The sequence below is a fragment of the Paenibacillus hunanensis genome (assembly GCF_014645615.1).
In the GTDB taxonomy this organism is placed as follows: Bacteria; Bacillota; Bacilli; order Paenibacillales; family Paenibacillaceae; genus Saccharibacillus; species Saccharibacillus hunanensis.
Window position 1 is genome coordinate 400,815 of sequence record NZ_BMMB01000005.1, and the last position, 18,981, is coordinate 419,795.

General features: G+C 48.4%; 16 protein-coding genes. 6 read left to right on the forward strand and 10 right to left on the reverse strand.

The window, feature by feature from the left end:
• Positions 1–170: 170 nt before the first annotated feature.
• From IEX62_RS12885 to IEX62_RS12895, 3 genes are all read right to left on the reverse strand, one after another.
• Entirely contained in the window at positions 171–1,103 is a 933-nt protein-coding gene (locus IEX62_RS12885; protein ID WP_188775923.1) for a dihydroorotate dehydrogenase, read from the reverse strand.
• Complete coding sequence (locus IEX62_RS23780) at positions 1,084–2,022, reverse strand: iron-sulfur cluster-binding protein (protein WP_229685755.1); 939 nt, start codon at positions 2,020–2,022, stop codon at positions 1,084–1,086. Before IEX62_RS23780 ends, IEX62_RS12885 begins: the two co-directional genes overlap by 20 nt.
• 256 nt (positions 2,023–2,278) lie before the next feature.
• Positions 2,279–3,319: a YdcF family protein gene (locus tag IEX62_RS12895; RefSeq protein ID WP_188775924.1), complete on the reverse strand. Its 1,041-nt coding sequence runs from the start codon at positions 3,317–3,319 to the stop codon at positions 2,279–2,281.
• A 316-nt stretch (positions 3,320–3,635) separates the two neighbouring features.
• Here IEX62_RS12895 and IEX62_RS12900 point away from each other — a divergent pair, with 316 nt between their 5' ends.
• From IEX62_RS12900 to IEX62_RS12920, 5 genes are all read left to right on the forward strand, one after another.
• Positions 3,636–4,016, forward strand: coding sequence for a YxeA family protein (locus tag IEX62_RS12900; protein WP_188775925.1), 381 nt, complete (start codon positions 3,636–3,638; stop codon positions 4,014–4,016).
• Between the two features lie 418 nt (positions 4,017–4,434).
• Positions 4,435–5,148, forward strand: coding sequence for a response regulator transcription factor (locus tag IEX62_RS12905; RefSeq protein WP_188775926.1), 714 nt, complete (start codon positions 4,435–4,437; stop codon positions 5,146–5,148).
• Positions 5,145–6,167 carry a sensor histidine kinase gene (locus IEX62_RS12910; protein ID WP_188775927.1) on the forward strand — a complete coding sequence of 341 codons (1,023 nt, stop codon included), beginning with the start codon at positions 5,145–5,147 and terminating at the stop codon, positions 6,165–6,167. Before IEX62_RS12905 ends, IEX62_RS12910 begins: the two co-directional genes overlap by 4 nt.
• 691 nt (positions 6,168–6,858) lie before the next feature.
• On the forward strand, positions 6,859–7,623 hold the full coding sequence (locus tag IEX62_RS12915; protein ID WP_188775928.1) for an ABC transporter ATP-binding protein: 765 nt from the start codon (positions 6,859–6,861) through the stop codon (positions 7,621–7,623).
• Entirely contained in the window at positions 7,598–9,499 is a 1,902-nt protein-coding gene (locus IEX62_RS12920; protein ID WP_188775929.1) for an FtsX-like permease family protein, read from the forward strand. The genes IEX62_RS12915 and IEX62_RS12920 overlap by 26 nt, the downstream gene beginning before the upstream one ends.
• Before the next feature lie 235 nt (positions 9,500–9,734).
• On the opposite strand, the gene IEX62_RS12925 is transcribed toward IEX62_RS12920, so the two are convergent.
• Together IEX62_RS12925 and greA are read right to left on the reverse strand one after the other, a co-directional pair.
• Positions 9,735–10,895, reverse strand: coding sequence for a metallophosphoesterase (locus IEX62_RS12925; RefSeq protein ID WP_188775930.1), 1,161 nt, complete (start codon positions 10,893–10,895; stop codon positions 9,735–9,737).
• A gap of 225 nt (positions 10,896–11,120) precedes the next feature.
• Positions 11,121–11,609, reverse strand: coding sequence for a transcription elongation factor GreA (gene greA / locus IEX62_RS12930; protein ID WP_188775931.1), 489 nt, complete (start codon positions 11,607–11,609; stop codon positions 11,121–11,123).
• 343 nt (positions 11,610–11,952) lie between these two features.
• Here greA and IEX62_RS12935 point away from each other — a divergent pair, with 343 nt between their 5' ends.
• The gene (locus IEX62_RS12935; protein ID WP_308422643.1) at positions 11,953–13,446 is read left to right on the forward strand and encodes a peptide MFS transporter; all 1,494 of its coding nucleotides are present in this window, start codon (positions 11,953–11,955) and stop codon (positions 13,444–13,446) included.
• Positions 13,447–13,651: 205 nt separating this feature from the next.
• Here IEX62_RS12935 and IEX62_RS12940 read toward each other — a convergent pair whose 3' ends face one another.
• From IEX62_RS12940 to rlmN, 5 genes are all read right to left on the reverse strand, one after another.
• Complete coding sequence (locus tag IEX62_RS12940) at positions 13,652–14,947, reverse strand: glycosyltransferase family 2 protein (protein ID WP_188775933.1); 1,296 nt, start codon at positions 14,945–14,947, stop codon at positions 13,652–13,654.
• 4 nt (positions 14,948–14,951) lie between these two features.
• On the reverse strand, positions 14,952–15,089 hold the full coding sequence (locus IEX62_RS12945; protein WP_188775934.1) for a hypothetical protein: 138 nt from the start codon (positions 15,087–15,089) through the stop codon (positions 14,952–14,954).
• A 38-nt stretch (positions 15,090–15,127) separates the two neighbouring features.
• Positions 15,128–16,003, reverse strand: a complete 876-nt coding sequence (locus tag IEX62_RS12950; protein ID WP_188775935.1) for a GGDEF domain-containing protein — start codon at positions 16,001–16,003, stop codon at positions 15,128–15,130.
• A gap of 24 nt (positions 16,004–16,027) precedes the next feature.
• Positions 16,028–17,125, reverse strand: a complete 1,098-nt coding sequence (locus IEX62_RS12955; RefSeq protein WP_229685756.1) for a glycosyl hydrolase — start codon at positions 17,123–17,125, stop codon at positions 16,028–16,030.
• 538 nt (positions 17,126–17,663) lie between these two features.
• Positions 17,664–18,761 (reverse strand): dual-specificity RNA methyltransferase RlmN, encoded by a 1,098-nt coding sequence (gene rlmN / locus IEX62_RS12960; protein ID WP_188775936.1) that lies wholly within the window; start codon positions 18,759–18,761, stop codon positions 17,664–17,666.
• Between the last annotated feature and the right edge of the window lie 220 nt (positions 18,762–18,981).

The window sequence follows — 18,981 nt, forward strand, 5'->3', positions numbered from 1 at the left end:
GAAGCGCATAGCTTCAAGCTCTATGCGCTCCGCTGTCTATACAGAAGAGAGGCTCATCTGTTCTGTCTGTAGTGTATTTTCTCACTCGAATATACCTGTATATTAACGTTTAATGCCAAATTATGCCTATTTCACTACGCATTTGTTCTGTGCATCTCGGTCATATACGATTACACGATGCCGCGAATTTCTGCCAGTGAAGCTATTCCCTGCGCTCGCATCCACTGCTCCAGACCCTCCACCAGCATCTTACCTGCACGTATATTCACAAAGTTATGCGTCCCTACCTGCACTGCTTCCGCACCAGCCATGATGAATTCAATCGCGTCCTCCACCGAGCTAATCCCGCCCATACCAACCACCGGAATTTGCACGGCATGTGCTACCTGATGTACCATCCTCAGGGCAATCGGCTTAATCGCAGGCCCGGACAAACCGGCATAGCCATTATCAAAATAGCTTCGTCGACGCTGGATATCGATCTTCATCGCAGAAAAGGTATTCACAAGCGATACGGCATCTGCGCCCTCCTGCTCACACATGAGCGCCATCTCCACAATCTGCTGGGCATTCGGCGACAGCTTCACCATGAGTGGAAGATCGGTCGCAGCACGCACAGCGCGTACAATCGGACGTGCCATCGCCGTATCTACACCGAATTGTATGCCGCCCTGCTTCACATTCGGACAGGAGATATTCAGCTCAATCATCTCTACCCCACGTCTGCCAGCGCGTTGACGACGATGATAATCTGCGGTTAGCTGCCTGGCTCCCTTTACGTATTCGTCCTCATTGGCACCGCCCAGATTGGCGATGACACATGGCCCAAGTGCTGCCATCTCATCTAGCTCGTCAGCTAGAAAAGCAGCGATACCCGGATTCTCCAGACCCACGCTGTTCAGCATACCGGCTGCCGTTTCCTGCACACGACATCCCGCATTGCCAGCGCGTGGCTCCAGCGTTAATCCTTTTCCGCAAATACCGCCCAGCACACTCACATCATATTGCTGCGCGTACTCTCGTCCAAAGCCGAACGTACCGGATGCCATAATGATCGGATTACGCAAACTGATGCCGCCGATGTTACAGGTGAGCAAGCTCATCCCAGCACACCTCCTCCGCGCGAAAGACAGGGCCTTCCTTACAGGTACGCCGATTACCGTGACGCGTACGCACGGTACAGGTCAGACAGGCACCCAGTCCGCATGCCATACGACGCTCAATGGATACGTATAGTGCAGGGCGCTGGAGCGTACTCATTTTATTTTCTATGTTCATACTTGAGGTGTTCATACTTGGAGTGTTCATACGTGAAGAATGGACTTCTGCCTGCTCAGCGCTAGTCTGTTCTATTTCCGTTGTCATCCATGCGCTCGCTGTAGCTAAGGAATGATGGCTCATCCACTCATTATGGATGTGTTCTGACATGGTATCGATATAGCCGCATTGCTCCGCTAACGCTCGTAGCATACCGGCTGGCCCACAAGCCATAATGCAGTCATAGCGCCTGGTATCCAGTAGCTCCAGTACACTGCGCCGTGCATCATTCATCACTTGTACCTGCTCGCTATGTACAACCGCCTTTTTAAAGGAATCCACAGCAAAGACAGTGCCTGAGTAGCCAAGATACACATCTGCATGTCGATAATGCTGAGCTACCGGAAGCAATGGCGCTACACCCATGCCACCCCCTACCAGCGCGATACGCTTGCTACTAGACTGCGCTACGTCCAATCGCGGAAAGCCTGTCCCGAAAGGGCCTTCCAGCAATACATGCTGTCCAGCCATCTGACGAGACAGCAGCTCCGTTCCGCGTCCATGCACACGATACAGAAAGACGATTCCTTCTTTTCCCCATTCATGAATACTGATCGGTCGGGATAATAATGGATAGCTATCTGCCCGATAGCCATCATCGCAGCGCACCATATAGAACTGTCCCATCTCTCCGCGGTGATCCCCTGCCACCGTCATCCGAAAAATCCCTGCCGCCAATTGCTCATTCGCTACAATTGTTGCCATTTCCGCATCCCCCCTTGACCGCTACTTATCATAACAGCCGAGGAGGGCACAAGGTTGTAACTCTGCTCACAATGTAGAGGGTGATCGACAAGTAAATGAGGTATGGGCTCATTACCTGACGAAATAGTGACTGCCTACTAAAATAGTTACTTCCTACCAAAATAGCGAATCGCTAACGTTTCCCAGTGATTCGAGCATAGAGACGTTCGAGTATAGAAACATTTAAACATAAGGAAGTTTGCCCTCTCCAACCTCATCAGTTGGCCAGCACATACATCACATCTGGTAGCAGCTCGAACAGCGTCAGCATGCTCAGCAAAATAAACAGCATGATCGTCATATGAATCCGTCTATGCATGACTAGCACAGCGATATATTCTCGGATAAATGCGCCCGGCAAATAGTAGGGTGCGGTCGGTGTACCGATACCATCTCCACGAATCCCGGCAATACGGGCGTAGATGCCTGCACGGAACAGATGAAAATTATTCGTTACAAATACACAGCGATACGAGCGCCCGCCCATAATTTCGTCCATGATGATACGGGAAAAGCGCATATTTTGCATCGTATTCACGGAGCGTTCCTCTACGATAATATGATCATCTGGAATCTGGTGCTGGAGCAGATACAATCTCATCGCCGCTCCTTCCGAGATTGCCTCATCCGAGCCCTGACCACCGGATACGATAAAAAATGGGGCTTGTCCGCGTAGCTTCTGCTGGCGATAGAGCTTAATTCCTCCATCCAGTCGGCTGGCAAGCAGTGGTGGCACGCGATCTCGAATCAATCCACTACCAAGCACCACAATAAAGTCCGTCCTATAGGTTGGACGATAGCGATTGTATAGAAACGACGATACCAGATAGCATACAAACAGGAAGCCAAAATACATCATATATAGCTCCAGCAGCAATACCGGTAACTGAAGCCAGCGAACCGGAGGCACAACCAGCGTTAATACTGGCACGACGACAATCGCAATCCCTGCCACTACAGGCAATGTGTTACGTAGCTTCCAGCCTTCTTTTCGCAGCAAAATACGTCCGTTATACACCAATCCTACGCTGATCGCCAGAATCATCACCGGCAATAACGCGATAGCAATAATTAATAGCAGCACACTCGCGTACTGCCAGAATCCATCCGGACTACGCCACATATACACAGCCAATGCCAGGAGCAGCAATAGCAAGCCGCTGGTCAGATAGACACCATTTTGCAATCGCCTTCGATCTGACGCGTGGCTAAACGCAAATAACGCTAGCAATAGCAGCGCCGCACCCAGTATATACATCCTCCATCTCCTCCAGCCCATCATTCGATTATCTATGTATTCTATGTATAGCCTAACCTGACGCTTTTGAAAAGAGTTCATCGCCTTACACTAATGTAAGCTTGCCGTAAGCCAAATCGATATCCGCTTTTTCTCAGATCGCATACGATAGAGACATCAACAGAATACCTACATGCTATAACGTGCTCCTGCGAGCCGATCGATATGACTTCACCCATGTAGCCATTACATCCTACTCCCCAACCAGACATGCTTCGGTAGACAGGCTATGCAGAGATCACAACCACCTCTATCAATATTGGAAAGGAAGAATACAATGATGAAAAAATGGATCATCCTTCTAAGCGCGTTGATCGTTATCGCTACATCTGTCGTCAGCTATGGAGTATATCACCTTATGCCCGAGCGCAATCGGGTACAATTCAATCCCTTTATCCATGAACAATATTCGTATGTGCAGATCAACAACGCTGGTATCAAAGATGCTACATCTGGAACGGTCGAATACACATTACCCGCTTGGCGTGAGGATGGAACCATGCAGCAGACGACATTTACTGGAATGAAGAAGCTACGCTCTGGCGCGTATATTCGTCTCGTTTCCAAGGACGGCTATATCCTCTCCTACAATGAGGTACAGCCGAATGAATTACCTGCTACGGTAAGCGCGAAGATAGCAGAAGATCCGAAGCAGTAAAAGACAGGAAGCAATAGATGGAGCCCAGCAACAACAACGAAAAAAACGAAATGACATGACATACATCAGGAAACGTATAAATAATACACAAACATTCGTCAGTTCCTATTGTGTATTCGTGATCGACAGGAGTCATTGCCTTTCTATGTAGCTTCATAGATTACCCTGTGTTGCCAGCCATGCGGCTCGTATAGACAGGGTATTTGTTTTGTAGAGTCGATAGAAGAATGACGAATAGGGACGCTACTCCTTTCATTCCCTACATGCGTGTTCATGATCCCAATTGAGTGTATGATACAAGATATAGAGATACACATGAGCCAGAATACATTGTATTCATTCCAGAGCTTAGCATGATCACACCACTCTCTATTCCGATTTACTCTTTTATCCTTTAGAAGAACAGGAGCCGACAGCTATGCAAACGATTATGATCGTCGAGGATGACTATAAAATTGCCAGTCTATTGCAATCCCATATTGAACGATATGGCTATCAGGTCGTGCTGACAACTGATTTTGAACGGGTGATGGAGCAATTTACCAGCATTCAGCCCGATCTGGTACTGCTGGATGTGAATTTGCCAAGCTATGACGGGTATTACTGGTGTCGCCAGATTCGCAATCATTCGATCTGTCCGGTGCTCTTCATTTCTGCCCGTGCTGGAGAGATGGATCAGATTATGGCACTAGAAAATGGTGCGGATGATTATATTACCAAGCCATTCGATTATGGTGTCGTCATGGCGAAGATTCGCAGCCAGCTTCGGCGCGCGTATGGCGAGTACGCGACACGTCAGGAAGAACGCCTGGTGCAAAAGGAAGGACTCACGCTGTATGTGGAACGACTGGAGCTGACCCATGGCAATGAGCTGGTGTCCTTAACTAAAAAAGAAGCGGATATTATCGAGAGCCTGCTGGAGCGTTATCCGCGTGTAGCTAGCCGCGAGGCCTTACTGGAGAAGCTATGGGATGACCAGACCTTTGTCGATGAGAATACGCTCAACGTCAACATTACCCGTGTCCGCAAGAAGCTACAGGAGCTCGGTCTGGAGCAAGCCGTGGAGACGGTGCGCGGAATTGGATATCGACTGCATTTACCCGAAACGACAACGGGAAGTGAACGAGCATGAAGCTATTTTTACAAGAGCATAAGCTGTTGATTCTTATGCAGATCGTGGTGCTATTCAGCGTGCTTGGTATTTACTGGCTGGATGGGTATCATCGTCTGCTGCCTGCGCTCTATTCGGTCTTTCTTGGAGCCTTTCTAACTGCGGTATATCTGGCGTATCACTATGTAAGCCGTCGTCGCTTGTATGGACTGCTAAGCAAGCCGCTTCAGGTGCCAGAGGATGTGCTGCAACGTGATCTGACACCTATCGGTGAAGCGCTGCAAGAGCTATTACGCGCACAATATCGCTATTATCAGCAACAGCTCGATCAGAATCAACATGAACAGCGCGAGCATCTGACCTTTATGGATCAGTGGGTGCATCAGATGAAAACACCGCTATCGGTCATCGAGCTCACTGTACAGCAGGTGGATGAGCCAGAGTTCGCCAGTATCCGTGAGGAAGCCGAGCAGATGCGTGCCAATCTGAATATGGTGCTGTATATGGCAAGGCTGCGCAGCTTCCAGCAGGACTTTCATGTGAAGACGGTATCCTTATCGCGTATCATCAGCGAGGTCGTTCATGAGCAAAAGCGCTCCTTTATCCGTAGCGGCGTCTATCCCGATGTACAGGAGCGCTCCGGTTCGCTTAACGTAGAGACGGATGAAAAATGGCTCTTTTTCATGCTATCTCAGCTCGTGAACAATGCGGTCAAGTATTCCTCCGGTAGCGGCAAAAAGGTTCATCTCACTACCTCGATCGCCAACAATAAAGCGATCGTTGAGGTACAGGATCACGGTGTCGGCATCCCTGCACAGGATATTCGCCGCGTGTTCGACCCTTTTTTCACCGGAGAAAATGGTCGACATTTCCGCGAATCTACCGGTATGGGATTATACCTCACCCGCGAAGCCGCCCGGCGACTTGATCATGGGCTAGAGATCGAATCCGTGCCAGGAGAAGGCACAACGGTACGGATCATCTTTCAATCGTATCAGGTAGGCGCGGCTATGCCAGCTACAGATACTCTAAATGAATAAAAGGCGTTCCTTACAAGCATATATTGCAATCGGCTCGGCAGGGTATGATCAACTCAGAGATAGTTGAACAAACCAAGCATCTTACCCCATCGCTAACGAGCCATTTGTATTACCTGTATGACGCCTACGACCACATTCTATATACATTCTCTTACGCCATACCTATAGTCCCCTCACCAAATGATATACCAGCACCACCCTATCTTTTTTCTTTTAAAAATCACGCTCAGCATGAAGCCTCCTCCCTGAACGAAAGGCAGAGAGCAATGCCATAAGACCGACCTTTAAGCCGGGATGCGCCCACATTATCCCCATTCAAAGCATCCCGGCTTAACCAGAGGTCGCTGGCATGCTCTCTGCCTGTAGCGGTTGATGCAAACCCACCACATTACATATCATCTTCATATCGTTGTCATTCTAACCAACTAACTGAAATGAATAAGCTGAAATCAAGATCATCAAATTACAATAAGCCTACCTTACAGCACTGTAAGCTAGATGAAAGGCAATTCGATAGTCCATCCCTCACGCCCCCTCTATACTGTAGTTATACAAGTGAACGACACACCACTGTCGTTATACGAGCAAAGCTCACCTACTAAAGCTAATACGGTCGTAGCACACAGCAATCCGCAAGCAACTACACAGACTTCAACTACAAGGATCATTATGTATACAGGGAGGTTTTACAATGTTAGAGGTACAGCATGTCAGTAAAATTTATGAAGGCAAAATTGCCTATAAGGCATTAACCGATATTCAGTTCACCATCGAGGATGGAGAGTTTGTGGGGATCATGGGCCCGTCAGGTAGTGGCAAGACAACGCTGCTTAATATGATCGCGACCATTGATCGTCCAACAACGGGTGAGATTTTGATCGGTAATCGTAACATTAACAAGCTACGGAAGAACGAGCTGGCGGAATTCCGTCGCCGTGAATTGGGCTTTGTATTTCAGGACTTCAACCTGCTGAATACCCTAACCATTGAGGAAAATATCGTACTACCACTCACGCTTGATGGTCGTCCGGTTCGCGAAATGAAGCAAAAGGCGGCTGCAATCGCAGAACGTCTCGGTATCAGCTCCATTATGAATAAGCGCACCTACGAAATATCCGGTGGACAGGCACAGCGGACAGCGATTGCACGTGCGATGATTCATTCGCCTCAACTGCTGCTTGCGGATGAGCCGACCGGCAACCTGGATTCCAAGTCTGCTCGTGATGTGATGGAGATGCTGGAGCAGCTCAACCAGGAGGAAAAGAAGACGATGATGCTCGTGACTCATGATGCGGTCGCTGCCAGCTATTGCAGCCGCGTGATTTTCATTCGGGATGGTCACCTGTATAGCGAGATTCATCGCGGCGAGAATCGTCAGGCCTTTTTCCAGAAAATCATCGACACGCTGTCCTTGTTAGGAGGTCATTCGAGTGACATTTCGTCAATTCGCGTTTAATAACGTCCTACGTAACAAGCGACTGTATGCTGCCTATTTTCTGAGTAGTATGTTCACGGTGATGATTTTCTTCACTTTTGCGGTGTTTGCCTATCATCCGGCGCTCAATAGTAGCGATGTAAACCATAACGCGCAAGCGGCATTATCGACGTCAAAGTGGCTCATCTATGGGTTCTCGTTCTTTTTTGTTCTCTATTCGATGAGTTCTTTTCTCAAAACACGCAAGCGTGAATTTGGTCTACTCATGCTGCAAGGGATATCACCTGGTCAGCTACGCAGGATGGTGTTTATTGAAAATATGTGGATCGGCACCGGTGCAACAATAGGCGGCATTCTGATCGGTCTAGTATTTGCGAAGGCGATTTTGCTAATCGGTGAAAATATTTTGGTGCTGGATGAGAAGTTGAACTTTTATATCCCGATTCAGGCGATTATCCTTACCGTTATTTCTTTTTTGGTACTATTCGTGCTGATCTCCATGTTTATCGCAGCTATTTTGCGTAGTGAATCGCTAATCTCACTGATTCGCAGTCAACGCGCACCGAAAAGTGAGCCGCGTGCTTCGATCTGGCTATCCATTCTGGTAATTGTCCTGCTCGCTATTAGCTATGGAGTGGCGCTTCTGGTCGATGCCAATCTAGCTCTACAGCTGCTATTGCCAATTATCGTTATGGTCAGCATTGCTACCTATCTATTGTTCACGCAGCTGAGCGTGTATATCATCGGCAGTATGAAAAATCGCAAGTCCTTCTTCTGGCGCCGTACCAATATGCTGTTGCTATCTGATCTATCGTATCGCATGAAGGACAATGCACGCACCTTCTTCCTGGTTGCGATGGTGTCCACCGTTTCCTTCTGCGCGATCGGTACATTGTACGGTCTACAAGCGTTGCTTGTGAAAAGTAGTACGGTCGAGACGGCGGCATCCTTTCCGATTGCCTATACATCGATGGCAGGTGACGCTACCCAATCGACGAATCTACAAACCATTCGCCAGGCATTAAGCACAGCGGGTATTCCTTCACAGGAGGCACACCTGGCACTTAATCAATATAAGCTGAAAAATGATCAGACTGAACGCATCATCCTGAGCGAGACAGCGTTTAATCAAGCGAATGTCTTGCTGGGCGAACAGACAGTACAGCTGCAAGGCAATCAGGCTGTGGTGATTACTTCTAGTACGGCTCGCCAGACAGCAGAACATCAGATGCTACAAAAGGAAGTACAGCTCTCCAATGGCGTAGCCTTGCAACCAACGCGTGTGATCTTCTCGCAGACCATTCCCGGAGTCAGTCTGGCGCTGGTCGTATCGGATGACCTATACAAGCGTCTGGGGACACCTGCATCCAAAGCGGATATCTATGCCTGGACTACAAATGCGTCAGAAAAGGAACTGATTGCTGTGGGGAAAGAGATGTTTAGCGAAGATACCTTCACACAATATGGCGCGTATCATATTTTAGACTTCCCAAGCTATACGCTATACACTGTAAAAAGTCTGTATGGTATCGCCCTGTTCATCGGACTGTTTATCGGTATCGTCTTCTTCGTCTCTGCGGGTAGCTTCCTCTACTTCCGTCTTTACAGTGATCTGGATGAGGACAAGCAAAAATTCCGTTCCATTGCCAAGCTTGGTTTGACCGAACGCGAGCTGAATCGTGTGCTGACGCAGCAAATAGCACTGCTCTTCTTTGCTCCTATCGTTGTTGCTCTGATCCATGGCTCGATCGCTTTGACAACACTTGCGCATCTATTCGATGCCCAGCTGTTCACAGAATGTGCGACGGTGCTCGGTATTTTCTTCCTCATTCAGCTGGTGTATTTCTTCATCGTACGCTTCTTCTATATTAAGCAGGTGCGTGAGGCGCTACATTAATTGGTTTCACGCCTGGGCATAGTATCACACATAGACTACGCTTCTATATAGAAAGACCCTAATGAATGTACAAGCCATACTAGCTATACAGCAAAAAGGACGCTTGCTCTCCCTCTGGAGAACAGCGTCCTTTTCATTTTTCATACCAATATAAGCCTATTCATCCTACTCTGCCTGATCAATTCGATGAGGAAAGCATGCGATCATTCAGCGATTCGAGGAGCTACGGAGCTTTTTAAGCTTCGCCATCTCCAGTCGATGCAGTAGCTTCTGTCGTCGTTGTGCTTGTAGTCTTATCATTTCCACTACGGAACTTCACATGAATCTGCACGATCTCCGACCGCGTACCAATACGTAGCGGTGAGCCCCAGAAGCCGAAGCCGGAGGAGACGATCGAATGCAGCTGACCTTTACGCAGATAGCCCCAGTCATTTTCAAAAATGCGATGTGTAATCAGTCCGAATGGTGCCATCTGTCCACGATGCGTGTGACCGGATACGACCAGATCGGTACCGAGCTTTTGCTCTGCATCCAGCTCATACGGCTGATGATCCAGCACGATGACCGGATGGGTGTGATCCACTTCGTCCAGCAGCTTGCCCAGCTCTGTACGCGGTCGATCGCTGTAATCACGCCGTCCGACAAGGGTAATTCCATTATCCAGCACAACCGATTCATCATACAGTACATTTAGATTACTTTGATTCAGTGCATCCACCAGATCGATCCCATCCTCAAAGCGATCATGATTACCGAGAGAGGAATAGACAGGTGCCTGGAAGCCCTTCAGAATGTCTGGAATCTCCGTCTTGCTATAGTACATGAGATTGTCATCAATAATATCGCCCGGCAGCAGAATCAGATCCGGCTTCAAGGCATTCACTCGCTCCACCAGACGGCGAGCATGACCTTCATTCGATAAGGCGCCAAAGTGCATATCGGATGCCATCACAATATTCATTTCAGACGGCCCGTTAACGGGCTTATCGATCTCAATCGTATATGAGCGTACGACCGGACTGTAGGCATTATATGCACCTACACTCACCGTTACAATCAGTCCAGCAACCGTAATCCAGCCCGCCCAGAACACGGCGGTTGTCATAGAGATTGGCGACCAGCGCAGCAGTAATAATACAAGATTCATAATCGGTAGCCATAGCACTGAGAAATACGCTATCGCCACCCAGACTGCACCAATCCATTTAAACGCACCGATCTGACTTTGCCAGAAACCGAGGAACAATCCATATGCCAAAATGACCAGCACAATGATCATAATATACCGCGGCAGCATCTGATGCGGAAACACTGTCCCCAGCCATACCCAGCCGTTCCAACCAATATACAGAATAAATAGATGATACACGATCAACATTACAATCCCTATCCACAAAGTCGGTAGCTCCTATTCCAACGTATTCTGACATGCGATCTACATGCCGATGTCTCTCTTGCTTTACAATACTCCTAGTATATAACTTCAGCGACCGATTTACAAAACGTAACATGTATAAATAAAGTAAGTGTGAAAAAGAGCTGCACGGAAAGGTTCCGGCAGCTCTTTGGGGTGATCGTGTATATTCCTACTTGCATTCAAATTACGTTTTAAACGTCTCGCTTATTGACCCGGCTTGATCTCCAGCAGCTCATAATGGAATGTACCCATCGGTGCTTCAAAGGCGATTTTGTCGCCGGACTGGTGACCCATCAATGCCTTGCCCAGCGGACTTTCATAGGACAGCTTGTTATTCGCCAGATCTGCCTCAGCAGGCCCTACGAGCTGATATTCGATGATTTCATCAAATTCAATATCCTTCAAGACCGCGATCGAGCCAATGCTCACACGGGAAGTGTCCATTTGGTCTGCATTGATCACGCGCGCGTTACGCAGCATACGCTCCAGCGTCAAAATGCGCGTTTCCATAAACGCCTGATCCTCTTTCGCAGAGTGATACTCACTGTTCTCCTTCAGGTCGCCATAGCTGATCGCTGTTTTCAGACGTGCAGCCAGCTCCTTACGGCGTGGCCCTTTCAGCTCCTTCAGCTCTTCTTCAAGCTTTGCGAGTCCTTCCGGGGTCAAAATTACTTCTTCGTTTTCGTTTGCCATCTACTCTCAACTCCTTATGTTCATTATACCTTACCCGGAGCCATTTGCCCTGCTTCACTGCAAATTAAATCCCGAATATCCTCCATGAAGACATCATACACATCGATTTCCGGTAAAAATGTACTAATTTGTCCATGAAAATGGTCTGCTTTTCCATTATTTTCGATTGATTATATGAAGATTATATTATATCTTAATGGTTCGCCCGTTTGCTGAACGTGTAAGTACATTTCAACACATATCTTACAACGGTGCGGCATGGGCAGTGTCATGGACAGCAGAAGGAACCATCTCACGAATCCTTTGAACTGCTCCGGACATGACCACTTCAAGGAGGTATATCGTGTCTAATCCAACAAAACAAGAGATCGTAGATAGTGTGCCTCAGCGTGGGTTTTTCGGACATCCACGCGGATTGTTCACACTCTTTTTCACGGAGTTCTGGGAGCGCTTTTCTTATTATGGTATGAGAGCGATTCTGATCTACTACATGTACTACGAGGTAAGCAAGGGCGGACTCGGTCTGGATCAGACGATGGCAACAGCGATCATGTCGATCTATGGCTCGCTCGTGTACATGTCGGGTATTATTGGTGGCTGGCTAGCTGACCGCGTATTCGGCCCATCACGCTCGGTATTTTATGGCGGTATACTGATTATGCTCGGTCATATCGTGCTCGCCTTCCCGGGTGGCGCATCGATGCTATTCACATCGATGGCGCTGATCGTACTCGGTACGGGTCTGCTCAAGCCGAACGTCTCCACCATCGTCGGTGAGATGTATAGCGAAGAGGATGCACGCCGTGACTCCGGCTTTAGTATTTTCTATATGGGGATCAACCTTGGCGGCTTTATTGCACCGCTGATTGTTGGTACGGTAGGCACAGAGTATAACTTCCACCTTGGCTTCGGACTGGCGGCGATCGGGATGCTGATCGGACTGATCGTGTTTATGCTGACACGTAAGAAAAGTCTCGGTCTTGCTGGCAGAATCGTACCGAATCCGATGGATAAGGATGAGCGTCGTAAAGTGACCAAGCTGCTGATCATTGGCGCCATTATCGTTGCCGTGCTGCTGGCTGCTGCGATTACCTTCGGCTGGCTCACGCTGGAATCGTTCGTGCTTGTCGTCGCTGTACTGGGTGTATTGATCCCAGTCTGCTACTTTGTCGTGATGTATCGTAGTCCGAAAACGAATGCTGTGGAGCGCTCGCGTCTGACCGCGTATATTCCACTATTCATCGCTGCGGTCATGTTCTGGTCGATTCAGGAGCAGACCTCCACGGTACTGGCACTGTTTGCAGATCAGCGTACACAGCTGCAATGGATGGGTATTACAATCTCGCCAGCCTGGTTCCAATCGCTGAACCCGCTGTTTATCATTATTCTGGCACCGGTATTTGCCTGGTTCTGGATGAAGCTGGGGGATCGTCAGCCGACCATTCCACGTAAGTTTGCGATCGGTATTTTGTTCGCTGGACTGTCGTTCCTCGTTATCTTGCTACCGGTATACTTTAGCGGTGACAAGGAGCTGGTTAGTCCACTATGGCTGGTGCTGAGTTACTTTATTATCGTGATCGGTGAGCTGTGTCTGTCTCCGGTTGGCTTGTCCGCAACAACGAAGCTGGCACCCGCAGCCTTTTCTGCGCAAACGATGAGCCTGTGGTTCCTGTCTAATGCAGCCGCACAGGCGATCAATGCAGTGCTGACCACGCTGTACAGCAAGGATACCGAGCTGCTCTACTTCGGTACGATCGGTGGCGTGTCCATCGTGCTTGGTATTATTCTGTTCCTGATGGGTCCGAAAATTCAGGGCTATATGAAGGGGATCAAGTAAGTAGCTACGCCTGCTGAACAGGATCGTTCAATAGCAACGTATGCAACAACCCCTAGCATTGTAAAATCATGACCCCATACGATCATGATCGTATAAAAAAACAGGCTGGTATACCGCTTGATCGAGCGGTGTACCAGCCTGTTTGGTGTTGATTCGATTTTGTTGGATCTAAAAGGAAGCACGTCTAATCGTCTGCTAACCGCACTCAGTTAAATCGCTTCGTCTTGTACCAGCTCGATTTACGTCCAGTGAGAATGTCGACAAGCAGCGAGTAGAAGGCTTTGATCGAGATGATCAGGAACAGCTGTGCATAGGTGAAATACGAGATACACGCGAGCACAAAGTTCATCGTATTACTTTGCCCGATATCCGAAGCGAGCGCCAGATTAATCTGGAGTACATAGATGTAATACATGAGCGCCCATGAAATGACCAGATACACATACACATCGCCAGCAAACTGGAACGGCGAGAGCACATTCGGGTTGAACAGAGCGATCACCTGATACACGATATTCGCGACGAAAATAATATCCGAAATAATGATCGCGATCATAAACCAGAAATAACTGGCTGCATAATAGAGCACCTGAATTTTGATCCGCCAGCTAGAGTTATTGAATAGATGGTGAATATTATCCAGAATAACGCGGTAATTCCCCTTCGACCAGCGCTGACGCTGACTCATATACACGCTGAGCTGCTCAGGCTCCTGCTGATACGCCTCTGCCTGCGGGGCGAGCGCGATCAGCTGTCCACGCGTTAAAATATCAAACGTAATCGCTGTATCCTCGGTAATCGCATCCGGGTCCCAGCCGCCGATATCACGGATCAGATCCGTCTTCACGATAAAGTTCGTGCCTGGAATCGTGCCGACCTTGAACAGCTCCCACAGTCCGGTATGATGGACACGCTGAATCGTTACCAGCTCCAGGTTAATACAGCGCGATAGGAAGTTTTGTCCACGGTTGCGCGCTTTGTTACGTCCGAATACCGCACCGTATCTCTCCGGCTGCTCCAGTGCCTTTTGCATCAGGAACATGAGTGCATTGCGCTCTGGCGCCGCATCCGCATCATAGACGAGAATCCATTCGCCCTTCGTAATTTTGAGCGCTTCATTCAGTGCGCCCGACTTACCGCCCGTACCTGTACGCTCAATAATCGTAAAGTCACGATCGGCAAACTCCGGTCTTTCTTTTAGGCGATACAACGATGCTGCTGTACCATCACTACAGTTATCCGCAATCACGATGACCTGCACCTTATGCGCGGGATAATTCAGCTTCAAAATATGCTCGGTCGTTATGCCGACAACGACCTCTTCATTATGCGCAGGCACCATCACGGTCACGGTCGGATAATGCTCCATCGTTTCCGGAAATACGATCCCTGCCTTGTTTTGCTTGGACAGGAAGCGAATCGCTCCTGCCATAATAATGATCGCCTCCAGCACCGCAATCCAGATGCTAATGATCGAAAAAATCAGTATACCATCTGCCACTTCGTCACCCCCGTCCCCGGTTGTATTTACGGTTCACGTGACTACGAAACCGGAGCGTAGCAATGGTTAACAACGCAATCGCGATTGCAAACAAGCCACTAACCGCCGTACATAACGGGATAAACCAATCCGTATAAGCCATCTTTCATCTTCTCCTAAATGTATAATGCCGGACACTGATCAAATGTATTCGCCGATCAGATCCGTTTCCGTATTGCGTTCCAGCGTGGCAATGACAGCATCCAGACTTTCGTATTTCTCAAATTGCTCTGGATTAAACACGAGTGCACCTGAGCGAATGACAAGCTGTAGCTCCTGTCCCTTGAGATCCGGGAACTGCACGTTCATCATCGCATCACGAATACGATGCGTCAGTGGCGGTAAATACTCCTTATTCGTCATCGGGCAAAGGATAATAAAGCGACCATTATCAATCGAGAACTTGTAATCCTCAAAACGGATCTGCTTCTGAATCGTATCCGACAGCTCCAGCAGTAGACGAGCATAGCCTGCCGAGCCGACCGACTCCTGCACCAGTGGCAAAAATTCAATCTTGAACATCGCCATGCAAAAGCTGTATTGATCCGAATACCGACGTGCCAGGTTAGAATGCTTGATCAGTGCTTCACCCAGAGCGGATCGATTGCCCAGTGTCGTATCGATATCAACCTGTGGAGTGATTTCATGCAGTGCTTCAAGCCGTTCCTTGAGCCTGCGTGTATCGATCAGGCTGTATTTAACGATCATCGCAATCAAAATATTGGCCGGAATCAAAAACATATTAAAAAACACGACCGGATTCAGCGGCGCAATCGTCACCATCCATACAAAATAAGTGACCAGAAACACAAAAATCATGACCACTGAAATGCCGCGCGGCAGCCAGAAGCCGACGAGCAGGCCCAGCAAGGAGCCGAGCATTACCAGCAGCTCTGCAACGCCGAAGCGCTGCTGCATCGCTACATTCCAGAACAAGATCAGCTGCTCCAGAATTGCAACCGCAACGAGCAACGTATATCCGGTCATCGTACGCCGGATTGGTATACCATTTGTCATTTTTCCTCTTCCTTTTTTTCAGGTTTAGCGTGTCTGTTGTAGCGTGGTTTCTGCTAGCAATGCAAGCAGATTATCAAATGCGTGTGTGTCTCCATCGGATACATAACCGCCTCGATCACTTCCTTCTGAAGCGCGAAACATAATCATTCGATCATACAGCTGCTGTGCCCATTCCCGATCATCCATCTGCACTGCCAGTAAAATCGCCAACCCATACACCGAGGGCGATTCATACTTCACCGCTGGCTGATGATCCTTCGCATCATAACGTCCGTACAAATGTCCATCCTGTGCAAATTGCTGCTTCATAAAGGCAACCAGCTTATCAGGTGGTTGTTTCATCTCGGCAAGATGCAGTCCAATAATAAGCTGGTCAATCAGATTCACCTGCTTATCATAGCCATATTGGCCTGTTGTCACATCATAGGTTCTTGGATAAAAGAGTCCATCATTCGGAATGGTTCGCAGCAGCTCAAGATGCCGCGTATACAGTTCATCACTAATCAGACCGTATTGCTTCATCCGCTCAAAGGCGAGCGTATCAATATAGGTCAAACTAAGCAGATTACTGGAGGTATCATGCTGAAAATCGTGGTAGTCCACCAGATAGCCGTTGTTCAGTCCTTGTGCCCACAGCGTATCGGTGATTTCTTTGGCAGTTGCGAGATATTCCGGTTTGTTCCAGCGTCCATAGGCGTCCAGTAATGCACTCACAATACGCAGATCATCACCAAGCGCATACGTATTCACACGAGACTGTCCATCCGGTTCTAGCTTCCAGCGGATATAATGCTGAGGCGACATAAAGTATGTGTTCAGCAGCTGATAGCTGTTATCAAAATCCGACTTGTCCTCTACAAGCAATGTGTACTGCATCCATAATCCAACGGATTCCGATAGTGCCTCTCGTCCAGCAACGACGTTTGGATCAGTAGAGGGAGCTTCCTTTAAATACGATGCGATCGTTCCATTGGCATTGACCATCGATTGCTTCATAAACAATGCGGTAGAAGAGGTTTCTTTTCTCATCATTAGTATCGCTAGCAGCGCCGCCAGCCCGATAATGACTACGATCATGACCAGTAGTACGACTCGGGTACGACGGTTTTTCGTTACGCGCATCTGCACCTCCTTGGCTGGACTTCACGGGAGCCAGCTCATTTTTACAATAATATTAGGCGTTTAGGCCAAAAGAAGGAGCTACACGTCGTCTTGTTCCTACTCTTTGGATTTATTTTCACATATCTTGCGGTATTCGTATAGATCAAATGATGTAATTTTTCATGAATTCAGAGCATTTTCCTGTTATTTATTTATCGGAATTTGGAGAACAATTGCGAATATGTCATTCGAAAAAAATTGTCGATAGCTGGATAGTCGATGGATAGATAGCATTTCCGGGAAGTATATAGGGACACAACATCACTGTGTAAATGATTCGTGTACACGGGAACTTAGGATGATAGAAGTGAGCACAACGGAGATCAGGTATGGAGCAGTGCACATAAAAAATCCCCTCTGGCTGGCAGTGTTGACCTTCGTGTCGCCTGCGGTCTTTTTCACTGTCTGCCCTGAGGGGATTGTACCGGTGTAAAAAGCGGTTTCTGCCTAAAAGGATAGGTCTATAGTTCGTGTACTTTTATCGTGCACAGCGACATCATTAGCCGCTGATGAGTGTGGTTGAATTCGCTTCGCGACTACGCTCGGCTTTTTTCATTTGCTTACTGCGTAGCTGTCCGCAGGCGGCGTCGATATCGGTGCCGTGCTCCATGCGAACGGTGCAGTTGATGCCGTTCTTTTTCAGCACATCATAAAAGGCAAGGATGTCCTCCTGCTTACTGCGCTGATACTGGCTGTGCTCGTCGACCGGGTTGTACGGGATCAGGTTTACACTGGTCATTTGCTTTTTGTCCGCCAGCAGAGCAGCCAGCTCGTGAGCTTGCTCCACCTGATCGTTCACGCCTTGCAGCAGGATGTATTCCATCATGATGCGGCGATTCGTTTTTTGCAGGTAGTAGTCCACAGCGTCCATAAGCTGCTCCAACGGGAATGCGCGGTTGATCTTCATAATACGTGTGCGCAGCTCATTGTTGGGTGCATGCAGGGACAATGCCAGATTCACGAGCAGATCGCTATCTGCGAACTCACGAATTTTATCAGGCAAGCCACTGGTGGACACGGTAATACGCTTCGGTGCGATCACCAGACCTTTTTGATCCTTGACGATATTGATAAAATCGACCATATTCTCGAAGTTATCAAACGGCTCGCCAATGCCCATCACGACGATATGTGTCACGAGCTTGCCTTCGCCCTGCTCATCCAGATGCTGCTGCACCTTCATGATCTGCTCCACGATCTCACCTGCGTTCAGATCACGGCTTTTCTTGATCAAGCCACTGGCGCAGAAGCTGCATCCGATATTACAGCCCACCTGTGTCGTGACACAGACGGATTGACCGTATTTTTGACGCATCAGTACCGTTTCGATCAGATTACCGTCCTTCAAGCGAAGCAGGAACTTCACCGTACCGTCTGCCGATTCTTGCTTCACATGCTCTTCCAGCGTACGCATGCTAAAATGCTCTGCCAGCAGTGTGCGGCATTCCTCGCGTACTTCCATATCTTCAAAGCGCATCACACGCTGCTTGTACAGACTGTTCCAAACCTGAGCAGAGCGCGAACGCTTCTGTCCATGCTGCTCCAGCCAATCGGCAAGCTGACTTAATGTTAATCCATAAATGGATGGTTTATTCATGTCTAACCCTCTTTTCACCTGTCTGTCCATTCTCCTGCCTGATGTCAGCAGTCATGAACAGCATTAATGTTGCTTGTTTATCATTGCTTACTCATCTATTGCTGCCTCATCTATTGCTGCCTGGCCTCGCGGCTACCTATACCGACTACATCGTTTATTCTGTCACATCTCCATGCAGATAAGAACGGATTGATGCGAATAAATGGATCGTAAACTGATC

Coding starts and splice junctions, on each gene's coding strand:
- IEX62_RS12910 (WP_188775927.1), top strand. CDS start 5,145: ATGAAGCTATTTTTACAAGAGCATAAGCTGTTGATTCTTATGCAGATC.
- IEX62_RS12905 (WP_188775926.1), top strand. CDS start 4,435: ATGCAAACGATTATGATCGTCGAGGATGACTATAAAATTGCCAGTCTA.
- IEX62_RS12915 (WP_188775928.1), top strand. CDS start 6,859: ATGTTAGAGGTACAGCATGTCAGTAAAATTTATGAAGGCAAAATTGCC.
- IEX62_RS12900 (WP_188775925.1), top strand. CDS start 3,636: ATGATGAAAAAATGGATCATCCTTCTAAGCGCGTTGATCGTTATCGCT.
- IEX62_RS23780 (WP_229685755.1), bottom strand. CDS start 2,022: ATGGCAACAATTGTAGCGAATGAGCAATTGGCGGCAGGGATTTTTCGG.
- IEX62_RS12885 (WP_188775923.1), bottom strand. CDS start 1,103: ATGAGCTTGCTCACCTGTAACATCGGCGGCATCAGTTTGCGTAATCCG.
- rlmN (WP_188775936.1), bottom strand. CDS start 18,761: ATGAATAAACCATCCATTTATGGATTAACATTAAGTCAGCTTGCCGAT.
- IEX62_RS12945 (WP_188775934.1), bottom strand. CDS start 15,089: ATGGCTTATACGGATTGGTTTATCCCGTTATGTACGGCGGTTAGTGGC.
- IEX62_RS12955 (WP_229685756.1), bottom strand. CDS start 17,125: ATGCGCGTAACGAAAAACCGTCGTACCCGAGTCGTACTACTGGTCATG.
- greA (WP_188775931.1), bottom strand. CDS start 11,609: ATGGCAAACGAAAACGAAGAAGTAATTTTGACCCCGGAAGGACTCGCA.
- IEX62_RS12950 (WP_188775935.1), bottom strand. CDS start 16,003: ATGACAAATGGTATACCAATCCGGCGTACGATGACCGGATATACGTTG.
- IEX62_RS12895 (WP_188775924.1), bottom strand. CDS start 3,319: ATGTATATACTGGGTGCGGCGCTGCTATTGCTAGCGTTATTTGCGTTT.